This window comes from Nocardia sp. NPDC005366, assembly GCF_040606855.1.
Lineage (GTDB): Bacteria > Actinomycetota > Actinomycetes > Mycobacteriales > Mycobacteriaceae > Nocardia.
On record NZ_JBEXFQ010000009.1, the window covers coordinates 37,569 to 62,923 of the forward strand.

Genomic DNA, 25,355 nt, shown 5'->3' on the forward strand with positions numbered 1-25,355 from the left:
TGGCGAAACTTCATCGAGCCGAAACATGTGAGCTGTTGTGCAGAAACAGGACCTCCCGATGCTTCACGCGAACCCGTTGGACAAGAGGTACGAGTGTGAATTCGGGAGATACCGCGTGGATGCTGGCGAGCACCGCGTTGGTCATGGTGATGACGCCGGGTCTGGCGTTCTTCTACGGCGGCATGGTCGGCGCCAAGAGCGTGCTCAACATGCTGATGATGAACTTCTGCACCATCGGCGTGGTCAGCACACTGTGGCTGTTGTACGGCTACAGCGAGGCATTCGGCGACGACGCCTACAGCGGGCTGATCGGCGATCTGTCGCACGCCCTGCTCCGTGACACCCAGGGAACGCTGTCCGGACCGGCGGGTCATCAGATCCCGACCATGGCGTTCGTGATGTTCCAGCTCATGTTCGCGGTCATCACCACCGCGCTGATCTCCGGCTCCATCGCCGAGCGAGCCAAATTCTGGGCCTGGATACTGTTCGTGATCGGGTGGTGCACCGTGGTGTATTTCCCTGTCGCACACTGGGTTTTCAGTTTCAGTGGTTTCACCGACACCGACGCGTCCGGTATTTCCGACACCATCGGCGGGTGGATCACCAATGATCTGGGCGCGCTGGATTTCGCGGGCGGCACCGCGGTCCACATCAACGCCGGTGCGGCCGGACTCGCGGTGGCCGTGGTGATCGGCAGGCGACGCGGCTGGCCCGCGAGCACACCGCGCCCCCACAATGTGCCGTTCACCCTCCTCGGCGCGGCCCTGCTGTGGTTCGGCTGGTACGGCTTCAACGCCGGATCGGCCCTCGGTGCCAACGATCTCGCCGCTCTCGCCTTCACCAACACCACCATCGCCACCGGTGCGGGCTCGCTGGCCTGGATCATCGTCGAGCAGGTGCGCGACGGGAAACCCACCACCCTCGGCGCGGCCTCGGGCGCCATCGCGGGTCTGGTGGCGATCACCCCCGCCTGCGGATACGTCGACTCGATCGCGGCGCTCGCCATCGGAGTGGTGGCCGGAATCGTCTGCGCGCTGGCGGTCGCGCTGAAATTCACCTTCCGGTACGACGATTCACTCGATGTGGTCGGCGTGCACCTGTTCGGCGGATTGACCGGGACGCTGCTGGTCGGCGTATTCGCCGATGACGCGGTGAACCCCGCGGGTCACAACGGACTGCTCCACGGCGGCGGATCGACGCAGCTGTCCCGCCAAGCCATCGCGGCGGGCGCGGTTTTCGCCTATTCCTTCCTCTGCGCTCTCGTCATCGCCTGGCTCATCGACAAGACCGTCGGCTTCCGCATCAACAAACACGACGAGTTCGACGGTATCGATGAATCCGAACATGCCGAAAGCGCCTACGATTTCGGCTCCGCCGCGAAACCTGCCCCGGTCCGCGCCACCCCGGCACGCCGACCCCGCGAAAGACTCGACAGCGAACCGATACCGAATTCCGTTCCGCCGCAGGATCGTTCCCCCCGACGCTACAACAGCGAACCGATACCGCGTCAGCCACCGCCCGACCTGAGCGGCGCGCGCAGACCGCCCGAGCGCGGGTTCCACGACGAACCGATGCCCCGTCCCCGTCCCGGGCCCTATCGGCCGATGTAGCCACGAGAAAGGCCCGTCACGAGGGGCCTGCTCCGGCACCCGGGTTCGGTCGCGGCAGTGCCGTAGCCGCACCGTCGGTAGGAGCCGTGTCGGTGACAGGGACGTCGGAGGCCGCGGTGGCGGCCCTGTTCTCCTCCTGACCCGATCTGGTGATCGCGACCCCCGACAGGCAGAGCAGGCCGCCGACGACCGCGAGGGGCGCGGGGACCTCACCGAGTGCGATCCAGGCCATCAGGACGACGAGCGCGGGCACCAGGTAGGTCGTCACGCCCATATTCCCCGCGGTAGTACGCGCCAACGCGTAAGCCCAGGTGGTGAATGCCACGGCGGTCGGGAAGACACCCAGATACAGCAGGCTCGCGGTGGCGGACAGCGGCGCTCGGGCGGCCTCGTGGACGAGTTGCCCCGCGAAGGGCAGACAGGCGACGGCACCGATGACGCAACCGCCGGTGGTCATCTGGAGCGCCGAGGCGTGTGCGAGCGCGGGTTTCTGCGCGACGACCGAGATCGCCCAGGTGGCCGCCGCGGTCAGGCACAGTAGAACACCGAGTATCGCGCTGCCGCCACCGCCCGAATTCGACAACCCGACGACGATCGCCCCGGTGAACGACACCGCGATCCCCGCCATCAATCTCCGGGGAAATCCCTCCCCCAGCACCAGACCGCTCAGCAGGGCGATGAGCACCGGCCCGATATTGATGACCATCGCCGCGGTCCCCGCGTCGACATAGCGTTCACCCCAGTTCAGGGCGACCATATACACCCCGAACCACAGCACCCCGGAAATCAGGATGCCCCGCCACGCGCCACGGGCGGGCAGCCCCTCCCGCGTCGCGACCAGAATGACCACCAGCGCGACCGAGGCTGTCAGCAACCTGCCCAGGGCCAGCGCCCCCGGCGAGAAATCCGCACCGGCGGACCGGATGAAAACGAATGCCGAAGCCCACAGCACCACCGTGACACCGGCGGCGGCCACAGCCCGCCGATCGCTCGACCGAACAGCTTGCACCATTCCCGGCACGGTAGAACACCGTCGAGGGGAACGCACGCGGGTTTTGGACACCGCAGTGCGGCGCGCGATGCCGGTATCGTCGATATCGCCAGAGCGCCGGGCGGAGGGACCGCGCGCACCCGCGCTCACCGAGGAACCCTCTTGAAATATGTACCCCGCCTGATCATGTTCCTGGCGATCCCCGCCCTGCTGTTCGCCCTGCCGTGGTGGACGCTGGTCGCCGCGCCCACCAGTGGCGCGAGCACCCTGTTCTGGCTCGGTAGCGCGGTCTTCCTGCTCGGCTACCTCACCCTGCCCGCGGCGATGTTGTCCGGGCATGGCACACGGCAATCGGATATCGCGTCGATCGTGGGCGACACATTGCTCGGCATCATGTGGGTGGTGTTCAGCTGGTCGGTGATCGGCACCGTTGCCGGGTGGGTGCTCACACTCGCCGGAATCGATGATCACGCCCGGATCGTCGCGGGCGGTGTCTTCGCGATCTCGGTGGTGCTGGTCGCCTACGGCATCGTCGAAGCCAGGCGGGTGCCCCGGGTGCGCACGGTCGACGTCGACATCCCCGGACTCGGACCGGGTCTGGACGGGCTGCGCCTCGTCGTCGTCACCGATACCCATTACGCGGCGCTCGACCGGTTGGGCTGGTCGGAGCGAGTCGTCGAACTCGTCAACGCGCAGCAGCCCGATATCGCCTGCCACGCGGGCGATCTCGCCGACGGATCGGTGGCGAGACGACACCGGCAGGTCGACCCGCTCGGCAAGGTCGAGGCGCCGCTCGGGCGCTTCTACATCACCGGCAACCACGAATATTTCGGTGACGCCCAGGGCTGGATCGACCATATGACCTCGATCGGCTGGCAACCGCTGCACAACCAGCACGAAATCATCACCAGGGGCGGCGACAGCTTCGTGATGGCGGGTATCGATGATCCGACCGGCTCCGCACTCCCCGGTCACGGCCCCGACCTGGATTCCGCGCTCGCGGGCGCGAACCCCGCACACCCCGTCGTGCTGCTCGCCCATCAGCCCAAACAGATCGCCGACACCGCCGCCGCGGGTATCGCACTCCAGATCTCCGGGCACACCCACGGCGGCCAGATCTGGCCCTTCCACTACCTGGTCCGGCTCGATCAGCCGGTGGTGGCGGGCCTCAGTCGCCACTCCGACCGCACTCAGCTCTACACCAGCAGGGGCACCGGATTCTGGGGACCGCAGTTACGTGTCTTCGCTCCCAGCGAGATCACCGTCCTGATCCTGCACCCCGAGCCCGCCGCCTGAGGCCGCCGCCTGAGCCCGCCGACGCACCGCCCCTGCCCTACGGCTCCGGCAGCAACGCCGATTCGGGGAAGGCGACCGGCAGCGCTGTCAATGCCCGATGGAAAGGTCCCGGCCGCCACGTCAATTCGCTCGGCGACACCGCGAGCCGAATTTCGGGCAGGGCGTCGAGCAACTGATCGATGGCCTCCTGCGCGATCAGGTAGGCCATCGAACTGGCGGGACAGGCATGCGGACCCGCACCCCACGCGAGATGAGATCGGTTGCCCGCGTACTGATCCGCCGCGATCTCAGGATCGTTGTTGCAGGCGGCGATGCTGATCACCACAGGTTGGTTCGCCGGCAGCCATACGTCATCGATCAGGATCGGCTGGCGCGGGAAGCTGATGCAGAAGTTCGCCATCGGCGGATCGTTGAACAACACTTCATCGATGGCCTCACGAGTGGACAGACTGCCGCCGAGCACACTGTCGCCGAACCGTTCGTCGGTCAGAATCAACAGCAGCGCGTTCACGATCAAATTCTGTTGCGGCTCGATCCCCGCACCGTACAGCGTGCTCAGCTGATGCACTATCTCCATATCGCTGAGCCCGGCGGGGTGCTGGATCATCCGCGAGGTGACGTCGTCACCGGGTTCAGCCCTTTTGAGCCGCGCCAATTCCGTCAGCGCGGCGATGAGTCCCTGATTGCCCCGCTCGGCGTCGATCCCCTCGAAAATCGCCGCCATCCCCTTCGCGGCCCGCTCGGCGATCACCGCCGGCGAACCGAGCAGCGCATTCAACACCGCGAACGCGAGCGGAAACGCGTACTGACGCACCAGATCCGCCGACCCCGCCGCGCAGAACGAATTGATCAGTGGAACAGCGATTTTCGCCACCGTATTCTGCAGGCCGTACTGATCGACCGGATCGAGCCCCGCCGTATTGATCTGCCGATACTTGACATGCTCGTCCCCCGCACTTCGCAGCGGGTTCGGACGCCACTTCATCATCGGCAATACCGGGCAATCAGCGGGGATATCCCGTTGCCAGGTGCGCGGATCGGCCGGGAAGTGGTCGGGATCATTGCGGATCCGCAGCGCGGTGTAGTAGCCGACCACCAAGGTCGCGGGAATCCCCGGCGACAACTCCACCGGCACCAGAGATCCGTAGCGCGATCGCATCTCGCGATAGACGCGATGCGGATCGGCCGCGAATTCCGCCGTATACATCGGCACCCGTGGACCGTCGGTGTCAACGGGTGACCCCTGGGCGGGGCGGCTGAACGCGGCGGACGGTGGCGTCGTCATCCGAGGTAACTCCCAGCGATCGAAGAACAAGAACCGTGAGCGTAAGCAGGAGATCGGCCTCGCGCATCGGAATCAGCGGATCGATTCTCGCGGGCGGGTGTTATCGCGGGATTACCATCGTCGTCGGATGGCCGCACCCCCAGATTCACGCTCCAACGGGTCCGATGCACTGGGCAGGGCCAACAAGGGTTCGTGCTGATGGAACTCGCTCGTCAGCTCAACTGGGCATCCGAGGGCGTCAGCTTGTTCCACTACCGCACCAAGGACCGAGTGGAAGTCGACGCGGTTCTCGAAAACCGGCGCGGTGAGGTAGGAGGCATCGAGGTCAACGCCGCCTCCACGGTTTGCTCGGACGACTTCCGCCACCTGGCCGAACGACTCGGCGACGACTTCATAGTCCGCAATTCTCCGGACCAGGTGGATCAACACAACAGCACGGCCTACGGCCGCGCCAAAGCCGCGGATACGAACGCAGTGACAGCCAGCACCACCATTGCGACGAGCAGGCAGCTCACAGCGCTGTCCGCGAACCGAAATTTTCGCCGCGCGACATCTGCGTTCGCCCAAACCTGCGCCGCCAACTGTTCCGCGATGTCATCCGGCCGCCGACTCAACTCGACCATGGCTTGGACGTATCGTTGACGTGTGAGACTGCGGTCTCCCATGAAATCGCCGAAGTAGAGCAGATTCGATGCCGAGTCGCCGGATTTCAATCGAGGCCACAGTACACACATCGCGCACAGACCCGATCCGGTGACGAACAGGGCACACACACCGGCGGAAACGAGTACTGCGATCGGGGCTTTCTTCGACCCTGGCTGGACCAGAGCGAAGAGTATCTGGCCGACCACGCCCGATGCCGCGAGTGTAGCTATCGCTTTGGTCTCGGCGTGCTTGATCAGTGAGAGCACCAAATCCAGTGTCTTCCAAGAATTTTCGATACCATTGCGACTTGCGTTGTTCCACCTCCATGCGGAACGCCACCGATCAGACGCTATTACTCGCATCGGAAACACCTTTCCTTCATCGAATCCGGTCCGCGTCGTTGTCGTCGTGATCCAGCTCGGCCGCCTGGATTCCATCGAATCGTTCATCCAGTCGCAGCGTGTGAATAGCCGCTGTCGTGTCATCGATCAGACTGTTGAGCAAGCCGTCGAGCTTCTCCGGATCGACATTCACGTAGTCGGCCCCACCTCGACTGAACCATTCCTTCAGCACCGCGGCGTATTCGGTCACAGTGTGTTTCGCCACTTCCCGACGACGTTTTTCTTCGCGATCCGCCTCACTTCGTAAACGGCTCGCGATCTCGGCTGTTGTGAGTTCGCCACGGACAAGGGCGAGATACAAAGCGAACTGCGGTCCTGCGCCCATCTTCTGAAGGTGCTTGTCGAGTTCTTCGAACTGAAAGTGCCGCTGCGCGGCAGACAGTTCCTGATCATGCTGTTGGCGCACCTCTCGTATCTCGTGATCGTGGTCCTCGAGTTTGCTTGTCAACGAGTGGGTCAGGCCGGCTCGTTCCGCCTCCAGGACGGTCGATTGCCAGAGTTCCCGACGCAGCCGCTCGAATTGCGCCAACTCGGCGGGCATCAGTAATTCGATGCTCGACATCCTGATCTCCATACCCGGTTCGACAGGTGGGTTCTGCGTCGACTCGCTGAGAAGCCATGCGTTCAGTTTCCTGCGCACAATATCGAATTCGTCGATATTGTTGCCCTGGGCAAGTTCGAAAATTTGATGGTTGGCACGGAGGTAGCCCTCCAGGAATGAACGGGCGTCTGCTCGGCCGTGTCGCACAACCAGTACCGGGTCGGTGACGGTGCACTCGAACGTCACTTGGACGGTGAACGTCGTAGCACCAGCTGCGGGTATAACTATCTCTACGATGACCGGAGCGCGCAGGCTGACATCTACAACACTGACGTGCGATGCCTCCACCACCTGACTGTGCGTTGGCCTCAAGCCCCCGTTATCGACATAGAATTCACCGTTCACCCGAAATACCAACACCTCGTGTGCGTGTGCTCTCGGAAGCTCCTTCGGTTCGCGAACTCTTCGGCGAAATGGCCGTCGAGGAACCGCGTCGAGGTACCGCTGCTCTTGAATCGGATATCGCATCTCGTTGCTTTCGTTCCATGGGGTCGGACACCAGATGCGCCAGTAGGATTCGCACCAATTGGTCCACAAGCGCATCGCGTTGCGTCGTTTTGGCGGACACGGTGATTCGCCGGACGAACCGGCGCTTCGCGGTCATCGCAACCCGTTGCCGATGCCGAGCCGACAGATTGTGCGCAAGCAATCGGTACTCCCGAGATGGCATCATTCGACCAAGTGCGGCAGCGAGGGCACGGGCAGTCCGCTCCGGTTCCGAAGTGATCTCCGTCAGATCACGCAAACCATCGATCAGCGCATCGAGCGCGTTTCGACGAAAATTACAGCCGCGCAGAGCGATGGCCCACAATCGAGCAAGCAGTTCCTGGTGATCGGGAGAAGTGTCGAGATAGCTGAAGACGGCGGACAATCCTGTAGCGCCATCCTGGATCGCGAGTATCTCGGCAATCGCCGCTTCCACCAACAACCTACCCGTCGGCCCCAGCCTCGCGTCGCTGTGCTTACCCTCGAGAAAACTCAGAACGGTATCCGCCTGCGGAGACCACGTCGCCAACCGCGCGAAAAGCTCGGCCAACACCGCGCATCGTTCCACCGCGTCTGTGGCGCTGCTTCGAATGATCAAGCGCCACAGTTGGCGAGTGGCTTCCTCTGGAAAGCTGACTCCGAGCACGCCGCTCAACGCAAAGGCAGCGGTCCACTTTTGAAGTGCGGAGCCTGATTCAGCCCAACGCACAGCGATCTGCAACGCGGCCGGAGCCAACACCTTGCCCGCACACATATCCCAGAGCAGGAAGATAGCCATATCCCGACATGCCAACCCATGCTCACCGCGTGACCAGGGCTCCAAGTATGCGTCGGCAACCTCATCGAAGGAGATGTTCGCAAGTACCAGTAAGCCCTGCGCAATGGTTCGCTCATGCAGGGCTCCGTCGTCCTCCGAGGAGCGCGAAAGGATCTCGCACAACCAATCACGCACAGCGTTCCAGAAGGCGACATCCATTCTTCGCCACAACTCGTCGATCACATGCTCGCGGTACAGATTCTCACGTAATGCGACATAGGACTTCGGAGTGATATCCGACTCGACCGAGATCAGGTGCAGCAGGCTGTTGTCATCGACCATGGCGATTCGAAGCTCAGGGACGGAGTCGACACGCTCGGGAGGTGCCGGGATCTCACCATTCGCGGCTGCGTCTTCGGCACTCTCAAAGCGTTGCTCCAAGTCGATCAGGCATGACTCGAAGGTCCGCTGACCACAAGGAGAGAGAAAGGCGGCAACAGTGACAGCCAATAGATTTCGTCGCGAGCGCTGGCCGGACGCGTCGAACCATTCCGCCACTCGCTGACGGGCGCCTTCCTCGAACACCTGGATCGCCGCCGCTGTCGCAGCTCCACTTGCGATCAATGTCACGATCTGCCGTAGATCCGAGAATGCGAACTCGGCCGGCACGTGTGACTCGATCTCGATGATTTTCGCTTCCAGATCCTCATCGGTGACGTCGCTCAGGGACAACCAGGACCTGAGAACAGCTCGGACCTCCGGCCGGTGCCACGCCACCCTGGGAACGAATTCCGCGTCTCGTCCGCTCGTTACCGGACCGGTCACCACCAACCAGGCACCGATATCACAGACCTGATCACGAACCGCATGCCATTCGTGCTCGGAGTCGATCCGGCTTGCGGCGTACTCACTGTCGGTGACCAGATACCCTCGCCCCGCCTCGTAGTCGTAGGTGGCGAGTTGTTTCACCGACATCGTGGGTGGCAGAGAAATCACGGGACCGGTTGTCAGTTCACGCAACAACATCGTCGCGCCCGCTCGCCTGCCAGTACCCGAAGGTCCCTCGAGCACAATGGCATGAACCCGCCGCAAGACATCGAAAGCTACCGCGAACGCCTCGGGGCGAATGTACCCGACCGCGAGATCTTCGATATCGGAATCGTTGAGCTTTCCGGTCAGTGGTCCGGGTGTCCGCGAGGCTTCGGATATGCCGAACCGAGAACCGGATGCTTGAACCGTGCCATTGAAATACTGGTTGAAGTAAACCGTTCGTTTTCCGGAACTTCGATCTGAATCGTGCTCGGGCGGCCTATCGGCAGCGCTGTCCCGCGCGTCCTCAGGCGGTGGCGAATCGGGAGGAGCGGGTACGGATGAACGCTCGGCAGGCCCCGCCCCATTCGCACCGTTCACACTGGGCTGCGGGTTCTCGGAATCCGCCAGCTCGCTGTCACCCTGGGCTGAGCCGGGAGCGTCCGCCGAAGCGCTGTGCTCGGACTCCGTCATTACTGATTCCACACCATGCCTATCACACCGTGCGACATGTTCACATTGCCGTTGATAACCGTCGACGACGTTGGTTGCGCACCGGCGGTAGAGGGTTCAGTCCCTGACTGTCCGGTTCGCGCCCGAGACTCGTCAGCGCTCGAGCGGTCATCGCCCCCTGTCGCCTCGAGTTCGACCGCCAGGATGTCATGCCCAGGTACGAGCAGGTATGCCGCTTCGGTGAATTCCTTGTTCCGAACCAGCACCTCGCGAAACGACGTAGCCGTGTGTGAGGTGTATCGGGGAACAACTACATCGCTGTACACCTGCGCGGAGAGAATCACCGCCAAGTCGGCTGTCGGCAAAGCCTGGAGCGCGCTCTTGATCTGCGCACAGTCGACCAGCCGGGAAACAACGATGACACCCTTCCCCGCGAATCCGTTGGCGGCGGGGGCAGCCGCACCGAAATGCACAGCCAACCGCAATCGTAGCCGGACCTCATCCCGCAGATCTTCATTGTGTTGGGTAAGTGCTGTGGTCAGCTCGCGAACGAAATCATCGACAATCACCGGCTCGGACTGATCGGCAGGCAGGATCGCCAGTTCCCCATCTCCTGCTTGCTGCTTCACCCAAACGGACCGATCCAGACCCGCAGCGACGGCTGCACGTTCCATGACGGCGAGCAGCCCTGTCTGAATTGCGCGGTGGCGCTGATCGTCACCACGCCCGTAGCCGACCGCGTCTACCGACAACAACAGCCGCCGACTGAATTCCGCATTCCTGGCCATGATCGCTGTCCTTTCGTCGACCAATGCGCCGAGGGTGATTCGCCCAGCGACACTCGCGTGACCAGGTCGAGCGTGACACTCTTCGCGTACCGAAACCACGTATTAATACGGACTCTCCCGAAAACCTCAGTAATCGTCGGCGAAAACGCGCAACGCTTCGAAGTCGGTGATGGTGACGGTGCGATACGCGGTGACGACCAGCCCGTCCGCGCGCAACTGCCGCATAGCGGAGCTGACGGTATCCTCACGTGCCCCGATGAGCGCGCCGAGTTCCGTCTGCGAAAGCCGAACACCGAGTTCGTATCCCCCCGCGACCGCACCGCCGTGCCGTTCGGCTAGATCGAGCAGCACACGGGCCAGCCGAACCGACACCTCATATCCGGCGAAGTCTAGGCGGCGACGGTTCGCCCATTCCAGTCGGTCCGCGATCATTCGGCACAGCGCCTCCCATGCGTCGGTACGACTGTTGAGGAACTCGAGGAAATCGCGGGGCGCGATGGTGTGTACCACCGTGTCGGTGCAGGTGGTCACCGTTGCCATACGCGGCGCACCGCGCAATGCCGCGAGTTCACCGACAACATCGCCGCTGACTCTGATACCGAGCAGCCCCCGCTTGCCACTACGAGAGTCGGCGGTGATCTTCACACAAGCCGATCGTTCCGGGTCATCCGAGCGCAAGAGCAGCACATGCTGCCGCTCATCACCCTGACTGATCAAGACCGTGCCCGCGGGCACCCGCTGTGGACGTGTCAGCCCCAGCAGTTCACGGCCGGATTCCAGGGTCAACCGAGCCATCAATGTGCCAGACGGCCACGCCGAGCCAACCATGGCATCGCCCCCACCTGCCGATCATCGAAACCGCACCGAACGCGTCCGCACGTTCGGACCGATCGAACCGCTGTCGCGGATTCTCTGTAGGTGAAAGATACTGCAGATCAACAGCATCGGCGCGGTTTCACGAGTGTGTCAGCCGGGAAGCGACACGAAAGAGGCTGGGACCTTCTCGGCGGTACCGCCAGAACTTACTCGAACTGGACCGGACTGCCGGAATACCTCGCTGATCTGCGGCAGCAGATCGAGGGGAAACGGACCGCGAACTCGGACTCATTCAAACCGAACTCGCTGAACGCGTTGGCCCAAACCGAGCCGAAATCTCGCGCATCGCAGGCTCCGACACCGTGCTCCCTCCCCTTACTCGCCAACGCGCTCGACATCGATCTCGACGCCGACGACACCCGTGTAAATTGCACGATTCATTACCGACGCAGCCTGAGCGGCAACAACCGAGTCCCGAGCAGGTCGACAATGTGGGTGGTCTTCGCTCAGCGATGGCCATGGCAGCGCTACCCATCCGACTCGAAAATCGTGCCGGTCAATGGGTTTACCGGAACCTCGCTCCTCGTCAATTGCTCCATCATGCGAGTCATGACGATTGCCCGAGGGGTGGAGTATCCTTCGACCCGCCTGTCGATTCGACCGATCTCCCGATGCGAATACCTGCGACGAACTGCCTTCCGGGTTTCTGACTCGACGTCACGCAACGCGTCCGCTGAGCTAAGCGACTTTGACGCTCCAATCACCAACGTGAGTAACAACATCCCAGGTTCCTCCGAGCGCGACGATGTAGTCACGAACCAAATCCATGGACGTAATCTTGCCGTGCTCGATCTGCGACGCCCTGGCCTGCGAACCCCCATCAGCTCAGCGACCTGGGCCTGCGTCGCCCCACACTGCTTGCGCAGGTCGGCGAGCTGGTGTCCGCGCTGCTCCGCGCGCATCTGCTCGCGACTCTCATCTCGCGCTGCGATGCGCTCAGGGGAATCCCATGTCGGGTCGATCTCGCGAGCTCGACGCTTGGCCTCTTCCCAAGGCGCACTCTTCATGACTCTTCCTTCGTTGCTCGGTAGTCCTTATAACGCTGTTCGGCGAGGGAGATCGCATCTCGGTACCAACGATTCCACTGGCCGGACTTGTCCCCAGCGACCAAGACGACCGCCTCCCACGTTGGGTCGAAGACGAACAGCATCCTGATCTCGGAACCCGCCGGGGGTCGAGGACGAAGTTCTTTGAGGTTGTGCAGCGCTTTGCTGGACTGGATCCAATCGACCAATGGTCTTCCCAGTTCCGGTCCACGCTCGGTCAGTTCGTCCGGTGCTTCCTCAATCTTGCACCGTTCACCCTGCGACTCGATCCAGTCATCGGAAATAGAAAACCCGCAGGTCATTGACCTGCGGGTTCCCGTTAGGTGGAGCTGCCGGGAATCGAACCCGGGTCCTCCGCCGCGTCTTCAGGGCTTCTCCGTGTGCAGTTCGCTGAGCCTCTACTCGGATCTCCGGGTCTCACGAACAAGCTCGGATGACGATCCCAGTCGCTGTTGGATGTCCCGTCCGGCTCCGCGACCGAGCCTGACGGTAATTCCCTCTAGCTGATGCCAGTACCCGGACCGAGGGACGAGCCCGGACTGACAGAGACGACCTGCTACTTAGGCAGCGAGGGCGTACTCGCGCTGATTGGAATCGGCGCTTAATTGGTTGCAGCGACGCTTACGGTGGTCTCTTGCCTGCACCGACACGCTTCCCCTGAATCAACGTACGCAGTCGAAACCGTTCAGCCCCGTACGTGCCCGCACCGTGCGGGCTAGTCATGTTAACACTGCGCCCGCCCCGGTCATTCCCATTATTCGCCACGCGTCGCCGACCCTGGCGAATTCATGAGACCGATCGGGTTCACTTCTCGGACGTGTACGGGGCGTCACGAACGAAACGTGCACCTCACCGCATACCTTTGATGCGCCGTCCGACCTCTCGGGTGACCTCCCGCTCAGCGGTACGCCTCGCCAGATCCTGTCGCTTGTCGTAGTCCTGCTTACCTTTGGCGAGGGCCAGTTCTACCTTCACCTTGCCGTCGGAGAAGTACATCGACAGCGGCACCAAGGTCTGGTTGCCCTCGCGGGACTTGCCGACCAGCCGCTCGATCTCACGTTTGTGCAGCAGCAGTTTGCGGACCCGGCGCGGCGAATGGTTGGTCCAGGTGCCGTGGCTGAACTCCGGGATGTGCAGACCACGCAGCCACACCTCGCCGTGGTCCACCGTCGCGAAGGCATCGACCAGCGATGCCTTGCCCTCACGCAGGCTCTTCACCTCGGTGCCGACCAGCGCGATCCCGGCCTCGTAGGTATCGAGAATCGTGTAGTTGTGTCGCGCCCGGCGGTTGGTCGCGATGACCTTGCGCCCCTTCTCCTTCATAATGGTCAACTCTAAGTGACGCGACAATCGGATTATTGCGAGGTCGTCGCGCCCTCCCGCGGTTGTCGCCACCTCCGGCCGATGGTCGCCGCCACCTCGTGCCGATGACTCAGCGAAGTGTGAGATACAGCACCAGCAACGCGCTGAAGGCGACGACCAGCAACAGCGTCGACAGCCGGGGGCGGCCGAGGGGCTGCGGGCGGGCGCGGCCGAGCCAGACGGACTCGACCGAGGGGTCGAGGGCACGCCTTCCCGGCGGTCCTTCGGGAGTCTCGCCGGGCGCGGGGCCGTCCGGTACCCCGGAGTCATCGGAGGAGTCGTCACCGGATCCCATGGATGCACCGTAGCGCCAGCGGGCATCATCTCGCCCGGTTTGACGGCCGAGTTTCCAATGACGTTGTGATTCAGTGACGTTGCCGCGCCATCGATGAGACGCTAACCGAGACGGCGATGGAACGCTTCGGCACTCGCACCGGATGCGAGATCGACGGTGACGACACGTAATTCGACCGCGTCCGCGGTGAGATCGAGCACCATGAAGCCGAGTTGATCGTGATTCTCGAACAGGGCCGGATGCGCGGTGGTCTTCGGTTCGCTGCCCGATGTTTTCGCCGCCGCCCCGCTGATGATCTGGCGTGTGCCCTTCGATTCGGGGGTGGGTTCGAGCACCTGGAGTGAGTGGTCGTGTCCGGACAGGATGAAATGGCAACGGCCGACGACGAATTCCTCGAAGAAACGTTTCGCGTGCACGCCGTTGAGGGGTTCCACGGCGAGCCCCTCGTAGTGGCCCGCGTCGCCGTGCGGGCCGTTGCTGAGGTAGGGCTGGTGGGTGCAGGCGATCTTCCAGGTGGCAGGCGATTGCGCGAGGGCACGATCAAGCCACGCGCGCTGCGCGTTCATGTAGTCGCCGTCGACTGTCCAATACGGCGAAAGCAGCGGCGGCACGTAGGCGGCCAGCGGGTTGACGTCGAGGACGAAGAATTCGACCACCGGGTTCTGCTCGGGCAGCCGCACCGAGTAGTACCGGCTCGGCATCCACCAGCGGGCCGAATTCGCGTGATACTCCACCTCGTGGTTGCCGCGCAGCAGCCAACCGCCGTCGCCGGGCAGGACCGAACTGGTGTCGTGATTGCCGAGCACCATCGCCCAGGGGAAATCCAGTCCGGCGTTGGGGTTCTCGAACTTGTCGGCGAATTGCGGGTCGGTCGCGCCGGTCGGGCCGCTCTCGTAGATATTGTCACCGAGACCGATCGCCAGCGAAAACGGTGTGCGCCGGTGGTATTCGCGTGCCGCGTCGGCGACCGCCCACTGGGTGCGGGTTCCGGTACCGGCGTCCCCGGTGACCAGGACGCGCACACTGTCTCCGGTCGGGAAGTCGAATTTCGTCACGCCCTGCGCGACGGGGACCGCCTGCGCGGGTGACAGACCGACCAGGGTGACACCAGCGGCCATGGCGGCAGCCCCGGTGAGCAGCTCCCGCCGCCCTATACCTTGCGCCTCACTCATTCCCATGCCCTCCCGTTGGTCCGACGCCGCCCCGGGGACTCATGGCAGGTGCGAGTCCACGGAAACGGCATGCCACGATCTGTCGATACGCGTGCACCCGCCGGGCAATCATGCCCCCGCCAGCGTCTCGAGCACGCCCTCGCCGTATTTGGCGAGTTTGTTCTCACCGACCCCGGCGACGGTGCCGAGTTCCGCCAGACTGCCTGGTTTGCGCGCGGCGATTTCACGCAGGGTGGCGTCGTGGAAGACGACGTAGGCGGGCACGCCCTGTTCCTTGGCCGTCGCGGCGCGCCATTCGCGCAACTTCTCGAACAGCGGAACATCGGAGGGGGCCATGTCGACGACCGCCTTCGCCTGTTTCGCCGCGCGGACGGACTTGGTCGCGACCCGCTCCGGTTCCCGCCGCAAGCGCACCTGACGTCCCTGGAACAGCACCTCGTCGCTCGCGTCGGTGAGGGTGAGCACGCCGTAGTCGCCGTGCACCGCGAGCAGGCCCTGGGCGAGCAACTGCCGTACCACCCCGCGCCATTCGATATCGCGCAGATCGGTGCCGACCCCGAACACCTTGAGTTCGTGGTGGGCGTGCTGCAACACCTTGGGATTCGATTTGCCGAGCAGGATGTCGACGATATGGCCCGCGCCGAAGCTCTGGCCCCGTTCCCGCTTCAGCCGCAGAACCGTGGAGAGCATCTTCTGCGCGGCTACGGTGCCGTCCCAGGATTCGGGCGGCGTCAGGCAGGTATCGCAATTGCCGCAGGCGGTGCCGCCCGGCTGGCCGAAATAGGCGAGCAGCTGGCCGCGACGGCAGGACACGGTTTCGCACAGCGCGAGCATCGCGTCGAGGTGCAGCTGGAGTTGTCTGCGGTGAGCGGCATCACCTTCGGAGCTGTCGATCATCTTGCGCTGCTGCACCACATCACTGAGGCCGTAGACCATCCAGGCCGTGGACGGCAGGCCGTCGCGACCGGCACGACCGGTCTCCTGGTAGTAGCCCTCCACTGACTTCGGCAGGTCGAGGTGGGCGACGAAACGGACGTCGGGTTTGTCGATTCCCATACCGAACGCGATCGTCGCGACCACGACCAGGCCGTCCTCACGCAGGAAGCGCGCCTGATTGGTGGCGCGGGTCCGATTGTCCAGACCGGCGTGATAGGGCACCGCGCTGACGCCGTTCTCGGTGAGGAAGGCCGCTGTCTTCTCGACCGAATTGCGAGACAGGCAGTAGACGATGCCCGCGTCGCCCGCGTGTTCGGCGCGGATGAATTCCAGCAGCTGGCGATCCGGCCGGTTCTTGGGTTCGATGCGGTACTGGATATTTGGCCGGTCGAAACTGGAGACGAAGCGCCGTGCGCCGCCGAGGTCGAGCCGGTGGATGATCTCGTCGCGGGTCTTCTCCGTCGCGGTGGCCGTGAGCGCGATGCGCGGCACATCGGGCCAGCGTTCGTGCAGCACCGACAGCGCGAGATAGTCGGGACGGAAGTCGTGGCCCCACTGCGACACGCAATGCGCCTCATCGATGGCGAACAGCGATACCTTGCCGCGTTCGAGCAACCGCACCGTCGCCTCCGAGCGCAGGCGTTCCGGCGCCAGATACAGCAGGTCGAGTTCACCGGCCACGAACTGGGCCTCCACCATCCGGCGCTCGTCCGGGAACTGGGTGGAGTTGAGGAAGCCCGCCCGCACACCGAGTGCGCTGAGCGCGTCGACCTGGTCCTGCATGAGCGCGATCAGCGGTGAGACCACCACTCCGACACCGGGCCGGACCAGCGACGGCACCTGGTAGCACAGCGATTTACCGCCGCCGGTCGGCATCAGGACCAGCGCGTCCCCACCCGCGATCACGTGCTCGACGATCTCGTGCTGATCGCCGCGGAAGTTGTCGTACCCGAACACGCGACGTAGAACCTGTTGCGCCGCACCGATATCGGAACCGATATCGGCTTCGTCGGTCACCAGATCCGCAAATGTGTCGGGGGGAGTCACCCGGCCCATCCTACGAGCGCGGCGCAAGCCTCGCGCCGCCAGCGTTGGCGCGACCGGGACGATCTGCCGAGTACTCCACATGTGCACAACTGATCAGGGTGCACCGATCACGCGGACCGCCGCCCTGAGCGGGGCGGCGGCCCGCGGTTCGGCGATCTATTCGCGCACGTAGTAGCGCAGTGTCGCGTACGCCGTCACCGCGGCCACGACCAGCCCGATGGGAGCGATGGTCAGCGCGACGGTGGCGATATCGTCCCCGGTGATCCGCGGGAAGACATTGCTGTCGAACAGCGGGCCCAACGCCCGGTCGATGACCAGTGGCCGGGCGATCAGCAGCCCGGTGATCGCCAGCAGCGAACCTGCCAGCGCCGCGACCACCGCCTCCATCAGGAACGGCAACTGGGTATACCAGCGGGTGGCGCCGACCAGGCGCATGATGCTCACTTCGGTGCGGCGGGTGAAGGCCGCGATCTGCATCATGTTCGCGATCAGCAACAGTGCGGCCAGCGCCATCACCACGGCCAGGCCGAATGCCGCGTTGCGCAGACCGTCGAACAGGCGCAGCAGCCGGTCGACGAATTCCCGATCGTTGGCGACGGTGCGCACGCCTTCCCTGTTGCGGAAGGTGTTGTAGATGTGCTCGTACTCGTCGCCGTCGGTCATCTTCACCCGCATCGATGCGGGCAGTGGCGTTTCGGAGATGTACTGCACCATCTCGGGCTGGTCCTCGAAGAGTTTCTTCGCCTCCTCCAGCGCCGCGGCGCGATTGAGGAATTGGACGCTGACCACGCCCGGGGTCTTCTTCATATCCGCGAGCAGCGATCGGCACGGTTCGACCGCGCAGTCGGGATCCTCGGCGGAGATCGCCTCGTCGAGGTAGAAGCGCACCTCGAGCCGACCGGTGAAGTACTGCTCGGTCTTGTCGGCCATCCGCACCGAGAGCAGACCGCCGCCGAGCATCGCCAGTGAAACCGCGGTGGTCAGGATCATCGCGATGGTCATCGTCAGATTGCGGCGCAGACCGGTGAAAACCTCGCTGAACAGGAAATTCGCGCGCATTACCGGCCCACCCCGTAGACGCCGGTCGCATCGTCGCGCACCAACCTGCCGCGATCCAGCTCGACCACCCGCCTGCGCATCGCGTCGACGATGTGATTGTCGTGGGTCGCCATCACCACGGTCGTTCCGATGCGGTTGATCCGCTCGAGCAACATCATGATGTCGCCGCTGGTGTCGGGATCGAGGTTGCCGGTGGGTTCGTCCGCCAACAACACCAGCGGCCGGTTGACGAAGGCGCGGGCGATCGCGACCCGCTGCTGCTCGCCGCCGGAGAGTTCGCTCGGCAGGCGGTCGCCCTTGCCGCCGAGTCCGACCATATCCAGGACCTCGGGGACGGTGCGGTCGATGAACTGGCGTCGTTTGCCGATCACCTCCAGCGCGAACGCGACATTCTCCTCGACCGTCTTCTGCTGCAACAGCCGGAAGTCCTGGAAGACGACGCCCATCCGCTGGCGCAGCTTGGGCACCTTGCGCCCGGGCAGCCGATCGACTCGGAAATCCGCGACGCGGATCTCCCCGGCGGTGGGCGCTTCCTCCTTGAGCAGCAGGCGCATGAAGGTCGACTTACCTGAACCGGACGGTCCGATGATGAAGACGAACTCGCCCTTGTCCACATCGACGGTGACGTTGTCCAGCGCGGGTCGCGTCGAGGTCTTGTACGACTTGGTGACGTTCCGCATGGTGATCACGGGGAGCCAGTGTAACCAGACCTGCTCCCCGATCCGCTGGGTCGATCGGACTACTGCCCGGCAGGATCGGAAAACGTCGCCACCGGCGATGTGTTCACCAGCACACCCGTCCCGATGGGCGGCGGCTGGTCGGGCTTGACGAATAGGTAGAGCACGAGCGTCGCGACCCACACGACCATCAGCACCGCGGTCGACTTGCGGGGTTTCACCGTTTCTCTCAGGATCACTGTCGTTCTAGGTGGACTCACTGATTCCCTCCCGGCGCAGGGCCGCGGCGACTCGCACCCGCAACTCTCGGCCGACTTCGAATTGTTTACCCGGCAGTGTCCGGGCAACCATTCGGATATTGATCTGGTCCATCGCCAGGTCGTCGATACCCATGACGGTGGGTTCGTCGAGTAGCAGAGGTTTCAATCTCGGGTCCTCGTACGCCCGGGTACCGACCTCGTGCAGTATCTCGTTCACCCTGGTGATGTCGACGCTGGCGGCCACCGGCACGTCGATCGCTGCGCGCGCCCAATCCTTGGACAGATTGGTCACTTTCACGATCTGGCCGTTCGGCACGGTGATCACTTCGCCGTCCGAGTTGCGCAGCGTGGTGATCCGCAACGTGACATCCTCGACCGTACCCTCGGCGATCTCGGCCGAACCGGTCACCGCGATGCGAACTACGTCACCGAATCCGTACTGCCGCTCGGTGATCAGGAAGAACCCGGCCAGGATGTCCTGCACGATGCGCTGAGCGCCGAAACCCAGCGCCGCGCCGAGTACCGCGGCGGGCGCGACCAATCCGGTGACCTGAAAACCCAGACGTCGCAATACTTCCATACCAACCAGCACGTAGACGATGGTCAGCACCACCCAGGTGAGCACCTGTGCCAGGGCGTGCCGATGCTTGGCCGCCTCGGAACGCACGAGCGCGTCGCTGGTGTGGAATCCGGAGTCGATCTTCTGGGTGATCCGATCGCGGACGAAGGTCGCGAAGCGACCGAACAGCACCACGCCGAGCAGCAGCAGGACGATCTCCAGCCCGCTGGATCGCAGCCAGGCCGTGGTGTCCGACGAGATCCCGAGCGCGATCACCGGATCGGCTCCCGCAACGTCTCATCTTCGGCATCACACACGCCAGACAGGCTACAACGGTACGGCCCCGAGCACGGCGCGTCATGCCGTTGCGGCCCCGCCGACCTTCCGTGGCGAGGCCGAATTCCAGCCCGCCACAAACTAATTTGCCTGCTCTCGCATCCGCCAGCGAATCCCGGACTCGATGAAACCATCGATATCGCCGTCCAGCACCGCGGTCGGATTGTTCACCTCGTAGTTCGTGCGCAGATCCTTGACCATCTGGTACGGGTGCAGCACGTAGGAACGCATCTGGTTACCCCAGGACGCGCCCTCGTTGGTCTTGAGCGCGTCCATTTCGGCGCGCTCCTCCTGCCGCTTGCGCTCGAGCAGTTTGGCCTGCAGCACGCGCATGGCCGAAATCTTGTTCTGTAGCTGGGATTTCTCGTTCTGGCAGGTGACCACGATGCCGGTGGGGATGTGGGTCAGTCGCACCGCCGAGTCGGTGGTGTTGACGCTCTGACCACCTGGCCCCGAGGACCGGTACACATCCACCCGGATCTCGCCTTCGGGAATCTCGATATGGTCGGTGGTCTCGACGACAGGAAGCACCTCTACCTCGGCGAACGAGGTCTGGCGGCGGCCCTGGTTGTCGAACGGACTGATGCGCACCAGGCGATGGGTGCCCATCTCGACCGACAGCGTGCCGTAGGCGTAGGGCGTCTTCACCGCGAAGGTCGCGCTCTTGATTCCCGCCTCTTCGGCGTAGGAGGTGTCGTAGACCTCGACGGAGTAGTTGTGCCTGTCCGCCCAGCGGATGTACATCCGCATCAGTTTCTCGGCCCAGTCGGCGGCATCCACACCACCCGCGCCGGAACGGATATTGACCAGCGCCTCACGCTTGTCGTATTCGCCGGACAGCAGCGTGCGGACCTCCATGGCCTCGACATCGCCGTGCAGGGAGGCGCGTTCGGCATCGGCCTCGGCGAGGGCGACGGTCATGGCCTCGCCCTCTTCGCCCTCGGCCAATTCGTACAGCACCGGTAGATCATCGAGCCGCTGCCGCAATTCCTCGACGCGGCGCAGTTCACCCTGGGCGTGTGAGAGTTCACTGGTGACCTGCTGGGCATGGTCCTGGTCGTTCCACAGGTCCGGATCCGCGGCCTGATGTTCGAGTTCGTCGATTCGGCGGCGTAATTCCTCGATATCGAGGACCGACTCGACCGTCTTCAGGGTCGCGTCGAGTTCGGCGAGGTCGGCGGAAACATCAGGATGCACGATGTTCAAGCGTAGTCGCCCCGCCTGTCCGGCAGCTCTTCAGGCCGGGTACGTCTGTGCCGAGCGGATGACAGCAGGGGATTGCGTCGAATAACCCATGGGAGCGAGACTACCGGCGCACCCGGGCGAGCCGCGAGGCCATTTCAGTCGTTGACCGCGCGCAGCGCGCCGGGTCTGCGTCCGCTGAGACTGTCGAGCGCCGCGGCGGTGGCCGCGTCGGCGGGCAGGTGCACGACCAGTTGCTGATCGTCGTCGGCCGACAGATCGAGCGTCTCGAAGGCCAGGCGAAGCGGACCGACCGCGGGGTGCGCGAACCGGGTGACGCCGGTGGCGGCGGGCAGGCTCGGGACGGTGTCGAGGCGGCGGGTGAATTCCGCGCCCGCTACCACGGTCAACTCGTCGACCAGGGCCGCGATATCGCGGTCGGCGCGGAACGGGCCGTGTTTGAGGGCGGCGACCACTTCGTCGGCCACGTGCTCCCAGTCCGGGTACACGGTCCGCGCCCGCGCGTCGGCGAAGGTGAAAACGGCCAGGTTCGCCGAACCCGGATCGTCCAGCAATCCCGCGGGCTCCATCAGCTGCCGGTAGCCCTCGGTGTAGGCGAGCACCTCACCCAGCCTGTTGACGACTACCGCGGCCGTGGGTTCCAGCCGGTCCAGCACGGCCCGGACCGTCGGCCGCACCGCCCTGTTCGGCGGCGCGCCGCCCATACAGCTGAAACCGGGATCGGCGGCCTTGGTCAAGCGGTGCAGGTGAATACGCTCGCTCGGCGTCAACCGCATGGCATCGGCCAGTGCGGACAGCACCGGCGGCGACGGGCGACGATCGCGGCCCTGTTCGAGCCGGATGATGTATTCCACGCTCACCCCTGCGAGGGTGGCGAGTTCGGCGCGGCGCAGACCGGGGGTGCGGCGGCGCGGTCCCGCGGGCAGTCCGACCTGGGCGGGTGGCACCGACTCGCGCCGGGACCGCAGGAAAAGTCCCAGCTCGTTATCGCTCACCCCTCGACGGTAACAAGCGGTGGCGATCCGATGGTGTCCCTGTCACTACCACTCTTCCGCCGGTCTTCCTGGTTTTTCCCGCCGACCGCAGAGTTGATCCCGGCGACCGGTCCGGTCGCGAATCAGCCATGGAGGAGACCGTAATGACCGCAGCACCTTTGAAACTCGCGGTGATCATCGCCAGCGTCCGGGAGGGACGATTCGGGCCGGTGGTGGCCCGGTGGTTCATCGACCAGGCCGACCGGCACGGGGGATTCGAGGTGGATCTCATCGATCTCGCCGACGCCGAACTCCCGTTGGCGGTGCCATCGGTCTCGCCCATGATCGAGCCGAACCCGCCACGCCCGGATGGCATGCTCGACCTCACCGCGCGGCTGACCGCGGCCGACGCGTTCGTCATCGTGACGCCCGACTACAACCGCAGCTATCCGGCCGCGCTGAAATCGGCGATCGACTGGCATTTCACCCAGTGGGACGCCAAGGCCATCGGTTTCGTCGGCTACAGCGGCGCCAGCGGCGGACTGCTCGCGATCGAACATCTGCGGCAGATCTTCAACGAGCTCAATGCCCACACCGTGCGCGATTACGTCTCGTTCCCGCGCTATTACCTGCTCTTCGACGCCGAGGGCGAACTGCTCGACCCCGAAGGGCCGGCGGCTGCGGCCGATGCCATGCTCGAACAGTTGCAGTGGTGGGCGCGCGCCCTCGAGGCCGCTCGCGCGGTGTCCGTCTCCGCCTGATCGCGCGGGGGCGTCGCGTGCCGCGCGGCACGGAACCGAAGACGCCCGATAGGGTTCGTGTGTGGCTGCTCACTCCTCCGACCTGGAACTCGCCCTGCGATTGGCCGACGAGGCCGACGCCATCACCAAGGCGCGGTTCGGCGCACTCGATCTGAAAGTGGATGCCAAACCGGATCTGACGCCGGTCTCGGATGCCGATATCGCGGTGGAGCAGGCGATCCGCGTGCTGCTCGGCCATGCCCGACCCGATGACGCGGTACTCGGCGAGGAATTCGGCGGTGAGGCCGAATTCAGCGGACGACAATGGGTGATCGATCCGATCGACGGCACCAAGAATTTCGTCCGCAGAGTACCGATCTGGGCCACCCTGATCGCGCTACTCGAGGACGGTGTCCCGGTGGTCGGCGTGGTGAGCGCGCCCGCGCTCGGCAGGCGGTGGTGGGCGGCGACCGGGTCCGGCGCGTGGTCGGTCTTCCATCCCGGTGCGCCGCAACCGATCTCGGTGTCCGCGGTCTCCGACCTCGGCGCGGCCAGTCTGTCCTTCTCCAGCCTCTCCGGGTGGCGGGAACGCAGACTGCGCGACCGTTTCCTCGATCTCACCGATGATGTGTGGCGCGTGCGCGGCTACGGCGATTTCTTCAATTACTGCCTGCTAGCGGAGGGCGCGGTCGATATCGCCGCCGAACCGGAAGTGTCCCTGTGGGATTTGGCGGCGCTCGACATCCTCGTCCGCGAGGCGGGCGGCGCCTTCACCTCCCTCGACGGCACGCCGGGGCCGCACGGCGGTGACGCTGTCGCCACCAACGGATTGCTGCAGAACGAGGTCCTGGCCCGGCTGGGCGCGACGGCCTGAGCGGACGAACTCCGCTCGCTCGGACCGATTCCCGCACCCCGCGACGGCGAATGTCGGCTCAGGCCGGATCCAGCGACTTCTCGTACAGGATCACCCGAAACGCTCCCTGGAATTGCGGCGGCAGCATCGTTTCCCCGACCTCGACGAAACCCTGTGCGGTGTAGTACTTCCGGAGCACGTCATTGCTCGCGGCGGTGTCGAGGCGCTGCCGGGTGATGCCATTGGCCAGGGTGCGCTCGGCACAGAATCTCAGGATTCTCGCCCCTGAATCCCGTCCTCGCCGCTCGGGCGCGACCATGAGGCCATGGACGTAGCCCGCTTCGTCGTCGCCACCCCAGAACGCCGGATCGCGCCAGATCAGGCGGACCGCCGCGATCAGCGCGGCGGATTCCCGCCACACGAACCATTCCCCGCGCTCGGCTTCCTCGCGCACCAGAGCGGCCGGATATTCGCCAGGCAGCCACTGCACGATGCCGTTGTCGAGCATCCACCCGGCCAGCCGATCGCGTAGTCGGGCGATATCCTCGGCGTCATCGGGGGCAGCGGGACGCATGGGCGCCGCTTCGGGCACGGACTCCGTCATCGACGTGGGTCGGCCGGGGTCAGGTCGAGGCCGGGCGGGGGTCGCAGACGACGAAGAGTGCCGTCCATGCTGGTGACGTACATGCACCAGGTCTCGCCGTCACGGACGATGCGCACCGATGTCGCGCCATGAGGCGGATTCTGCAGGGGCGGAGCGTCTTTGATGAGTCCGGTGATGATCGTGCAGGCCGCGCCGGTGACGGTATCCACCTGGTAGACCGCGCCGAGCACGTGGTCGGCGACGAAAAGCGCGCCCGCGCGGGTGGCTTCCATATCGTCGGGCACCACGGGCAGTCGCGGGACGCCTGTGACGACCGTCGGGTTGTTCGGCGCGTCGAGGGGAATGCGGTAGATGTTCAGTAGCGCGCTGTCGGTGAAGATGGAGACACCGTCGGGCGCCAGCGCGAGACCATTGCTCCACGGCAGCGATGACCAGGTCACCGTGTATTCACCGGTCGACGGGCGATACCGCGAGATGCCGGTCGGCGGGCCGACGAGCCCGAGGGCGCTGAACAGCAGGTCCCCGTCCGGCAGCACGAGCAGTCCGTTCGGACCGTTCAGACCGGTCAGCAGTGTCGTGACCATGCCACTGCCGATGTCATAGCGAGCCAGGGTGCCCGGCGGTTCGGCCGCGCCATCGCCGGTCAGGAAATAGACCGAATCCCCCACCACCCGGACCCCGGCCGGGTGATTCAATCCGGTCACCACCTTCTCGAACCGGCCCGCCGCGTCGACATGGGCCAGGTATCCGTCGAGAATTCCGGTGACATAGAAGCCGCCGTGCCCGTCGCTGTCCAGATTCTCGAGATTCCCCACCCCGCTGACCACGGTGTCGGCGGTCCATCCTTCTGCGCACGAGGCGGCGATGGGTTCCGCCGTCGTCGCGGGCATTCCGGCGAGCCCGCCGACGGCCACCGCGCACGCGAGTATCGCGGCCCGAATCCGCCCGCTCTTCGACCCTGTCGTCATGTGGCACAACATAACAGCGATCATCGGCCGGTGGAGCGGAGCGTGA

Annotated in this window: 24 protein-coding genes, 1 other RNA gene and 1 pseudogene; 5 read left to right on the plus strand and 21 right to left on the minus strand. The window is 64.5% G+C overall.

Features of this window, described 5'->3' with window-relative positions; translation table 11 throughout:
* Nucleotides 1-119 precede the first annotated feature (119 nt).
* Nucleotides 120-1,610, plus strand: a complete 1,491-nt coding sequence (locus ABZS43_RS12780; protein WP_355036188.1) for an ammonium transporter — start codon at nt 120-122, stop codon at nt 1,608-1,610.
* Nucleotides 1,611-1,626: 16 nt separating this feature from the next.
* Here ABZS43_RS12780 and ABZS43_RS12785 read toward each other — a convergent pair whose 3' ends face one another.
* Nucleotides 1,627-2,622, minus strand: a complete 996-nt coding sequence (locus tag ABZS43_RS12785) for a DMT family transporter (protein WP_355036023.1) — start codon at nt 2,620-2,622, stop codon at nt 1,627-1,629.
* A 141-nt stretch (nt 2,623-2,763) separates the two neighbouring features.
* Here ABZS43_RS12785 and ABZS43_RS12790 point away from each other — a divergent pair, with 141 nt between their 5' ends.
* Nucleotides 2,764-3,897: a metallophosphoesterase gene (locus tag ABZS43_RS12790; RefSeq protein WP_355036024.1), complete on the plus strand. Its 1,134-nt coding sequence runs from the start codon at nt 2,764-2,766 to the stop codon at nt 3,895-3,897.
* A 37-nt stretch (nt 3,898-3,934) separates the two neighbouring features.
* On the opposite strand, the gene ABZS43_RS12795 is transcribed toward ABZS43_RS12790, so the two are convergent.
* Entirely contained in the window at nt 3,935-5,182 is a 1,248-nt protein-coding gene (locus tag ABZS43_RS12795) for a cytochrome P450 (protein ID WP_355036025.1), read from the minus strand.
* A gap of 102 nt (nt 5,183-5,284) precedes the next feature.
* On the opposite strand from ABZS43_RS12795, the gene ABZS43_RS12800 reads away from it, so the two are divergent.
* Nucleotides 5,285-5,824, plus strand: coding sequence for a DUF4143 domain-containing protein (locus ABZS43_RS12800; protein ID WP_355036189.1), 540 nt, complete (start codon nt 5,285-5,287; stop codon nt 5,822-5,824).
* Here ABZS43_RS12800 and ABZS43_RS12805 read toward each other — a convergent pair.
* The 17 genes and pseudogenes from ABZS43_RS12805 to ABZS43_RS12885 all read right to left on the minus strand — a co-directional run.
* Nucleotides 5,737-6,312 (minus strand): annotated as a pseudogene (locus ABZS43_RS12805) (Pycsar system effector family protein); the annotation flags it as partial. The gene ABZS43_RS12800 and the pseudogene ABZS43_RS12805 overlap by 88 nt on opposite strands.
* Complete coding sequence (locus ABZS43_RS12810) at nt 6,206-7,174, minus strand: hypothetical protein (RefSeq protein WP_355036026.1); 969 nt, start codon at nt 7,172-7,174, stop codon at nt 6,206-6,208. The gene ABZS43_RS12810 and the pseudogene ABZS43_RS12805, both read right to left, overlap by 107 nt.
* Nucleotides 7,164-9,575 (minus strand): hypothetical protein, encoded by a 2,412-nt coding sequence (locus ABZS43_RS12815; protein ID WP_355036027.1) that lies wholly within the window; start codon nt 9,573-9,575, stop codon nt 7,164-7,166. The genes ABZS43_RS12810 and ABZS43_RS12815 overlap by 11 nt, the downstream gene beginning before the upstream one ends.
* The gene (locus tag ABZS43_RS12820) at nt 9,575-10,342 is read right to left on the minus strand and encodes a hypothetical protein (RefSeq protein ID WP_355036028.1); all 768 of its coding nucleotides are present in this window, start codon (nt 10,340-10,342) and stop codon (nt 9,575-9,577) included. Before ABZS43_RS12820 ends, ABZS43_RS12815 begins: the two co-directional genes overlap by 1 nt.
* A 126-nt stretch (nt 10,343-10,468) precedes the next feature.
* Nucleotides 10,469-11,137 (minus strand): Crp/Fnr family transcriptional regulator, encoded by a 669-nt coding sequence (locus ABZS43_RS12825; protein WP_355036029.1) that lies wholly within the window; start codon nt 11,135-11,137, stop codon nt 10,469-10,471.
* A gap of 1,084 nt (nt 11,138-12,221) precedes the next feature.
* On the minus strand, nt 12,222-12,566 hold the full coding sequence (locus ABZS43_RS12830; protein WP_355036030.1) for a type II toxin-antitoxin system RelE/ParE family toxin: 345 nt from the start codon (nt 12,564-12,566) through the stop codon (nt 12,222-12,224).
* Between the two features lie 19 nt (nt 12,567-12,585).
* Nucleotides 12,586-12,957, minus strand: a transfer-messenger RNA (tmRNA) gene (gene ssrA / locus ABZS43_RS12835).
* A gap of 156 nt (nt 12,958-13,113) precedes the next feature.
* Nucleotides 13,114-13,587, minus strand: a complete 474-nt coding sequence (gene smpB, locus ABZS43_RS12840; RefSeq protein WP_355036031.1) for an SsrA-binding protein SmpB — start codon at nt 13,585-13,587, stop codon at nt 13,114-13,116.
* A 109-nt stretch (nt 13,588-13,696) separates the two neighbouring features.
* The gene (locus ABZS43_RS12845) at nt 13,697-13,921 is read right to left on the minus strand and encodes a hypothetical protein (RefSeq protein ID WP_355036032.1); all 225 of its coding nucleotides are present in this window, start codon (nt 13,919-13,921) and stop codon (nt 13,697-13,699) included.
* Nucleotides 13,922-14,022: 101 nt separating this feature from the next.
* Nucleotides 14,023-15,093 carry a metallophosphoesterase gene (locus ABZS43_RS12850; protein WP_355036033.1) on the minus strand — a complete coding sequence of 357 codons (1,071 nt, stop codon included), beginning with the start codon at nt 15,091-15,093 and terminating at the stop codon, nt 14,023-14,025.
* A 108-nt stretch (nt 15,094-15,201) separates the two neighbouring features.
* Entirely contained in the window at nt 15,202-17,076 is a 1,875-nt protein-coding gene (gene recQ, locus ABZS43_RS12855) for a DNA helicase RecQ (RefSeq protein WP_355036034.1), read from the minus strand.
* A gap of 156 nt (nt 17,077-17,232) precedes the next feature.
* Nucleotides 17,233-18,135 carry a permease-like cell division protein FtsX gene (gene ftsX, locus ABZS43_RS12860; protein ID WP_355036035.1) on the minus strand — a complete coding sequence of 301 codons (903 nt, stop codon included), beginning with the start codon at nt 18,133-18,135 and terminating at the stop codon, nt 17,233-17,235.
* Nucleotides 18,135-18,824 (minus strand): cell division ATP-binding protein FtsE, encoded by a 690-nt coding sequence (ftsE, locus tag ABZS43_RS12865; RefSeq protein WP_355036036.1) that lies wholly within the window; start codon nt 18,822-18,824, stop codon nt 18,135-18,137. The genes ftsX and ftsE overlap by 1 nt, the downstream gene beginning before the upstream one ends.
* A gap of 50 nt (nt 18,825-18,874) precedes the next feature.
* Nucleotides 18,875-19,033: a hypothetical protein gene (locus tag ABZS43_RS12870; protein ID WP_355036037.1), complete on the minus strand. Its 159-nt coding sequence runs from the start codon at nt 19,031-19,033 to the stop codon at nt 18,875-18,877.
* A gap of 25 nt (nt 19,034-19,058) precedes the next feature.
* A complete protein-coding gene (locus tag ABZS43_RS12875; RefSeq protein ID WP_355036038.1) occupies nt 19,059-19,907 on the minus strand; it encodes a mechanosensitive ion channel family protein in 849 nt (282 codons plus the stop codon).
* A 141-nt stretch (nt 19,908-20,048) separates the two neighbouring features.
* Entirely contained in the window at nt 20,049-21,164 is a 1,116-nt protein-coding gene (prfB, locus tag ABZS43_RS12880) for a peptide chain release factor 2 (RefSeq protein ID WP_355036039.1), read from the minus strand.
* A 143-nt stretch (nt 21,165-21,307) separates the two neighbouring features.
* Nucleotides 21,308-22,165 carry a helix-turn-helix domain-containing protein gene (locus tag ABZS43_RS12885; protein ID WP_355036040.1) on the minus strand — a complete coding sequence of 286 codons (858 nt, stop codon included), beginning with the start codon at nt 22,163-22,165 and terminating at the stop codon, nt 21,308-21,310.
* Nucleotides 22,166-22,308: 143 nt separating this feature from the next.
* Here ABZS43_RS12885 and ABZS43_RS12890 point away from each other — a divergent pair, with 143 nt between their 5' ends.
* Entirely contained in the window at nt 22,309-22,905 is a 597-nt protein-coding gene (locus ABZS43_RS12890) for an NAD(P)H-dependent oxidoreductase (protein WP_355036041.1), read from the plus strand.
* A 61-nt stretch (nt 22,906-22,966) separates the two neighbouring features.
* A complete protein-coding gene (gene hisN, locus ABZS43_RS12895; protein ID WP_355036042.1) occupies nt 22,967-23,758 on the plus strand; it encodes a histidinol-phosphatase in 792 nt (263 codons plus the stop codon).
* A gap of 58 nt (nt 23,759-23,816) precedes the next feature.
* Here the strand turns inward: hisN and ABZS43_RS12900 are convergent, their stop codons facing one another.
* Together ABZS43_RS12900 and ABZS43_RS12905 are read right to left on the minus strand one after the other, a co-directional pair.
* Nucleotides 23,817-24,341, minus strand: coding sequence for a GNAT family N-acetyltransferase (locus ABZS43_RS12900; RefSeq protein ID WP_355036043.1), 525 nt, complete (start codon nt 24,339-24,341; stop codon nt 23,817-23,819).
* A complete protein-coding gene (locus ABZS43_RS12905) occupies nt 24,338-25,309 on the minus strand; it encodes a hypothetical protein (protein ID WP_355036044.1) in 972 nt (323 codons plus the stop codon). Before ABZS43_RS12905 ends, ABZS43_RS12900 begins: the two co-directional genes overlap by 4 nt.
* Nucleotides 25,310-25,355: the final 46 nt, after the last annotated feature.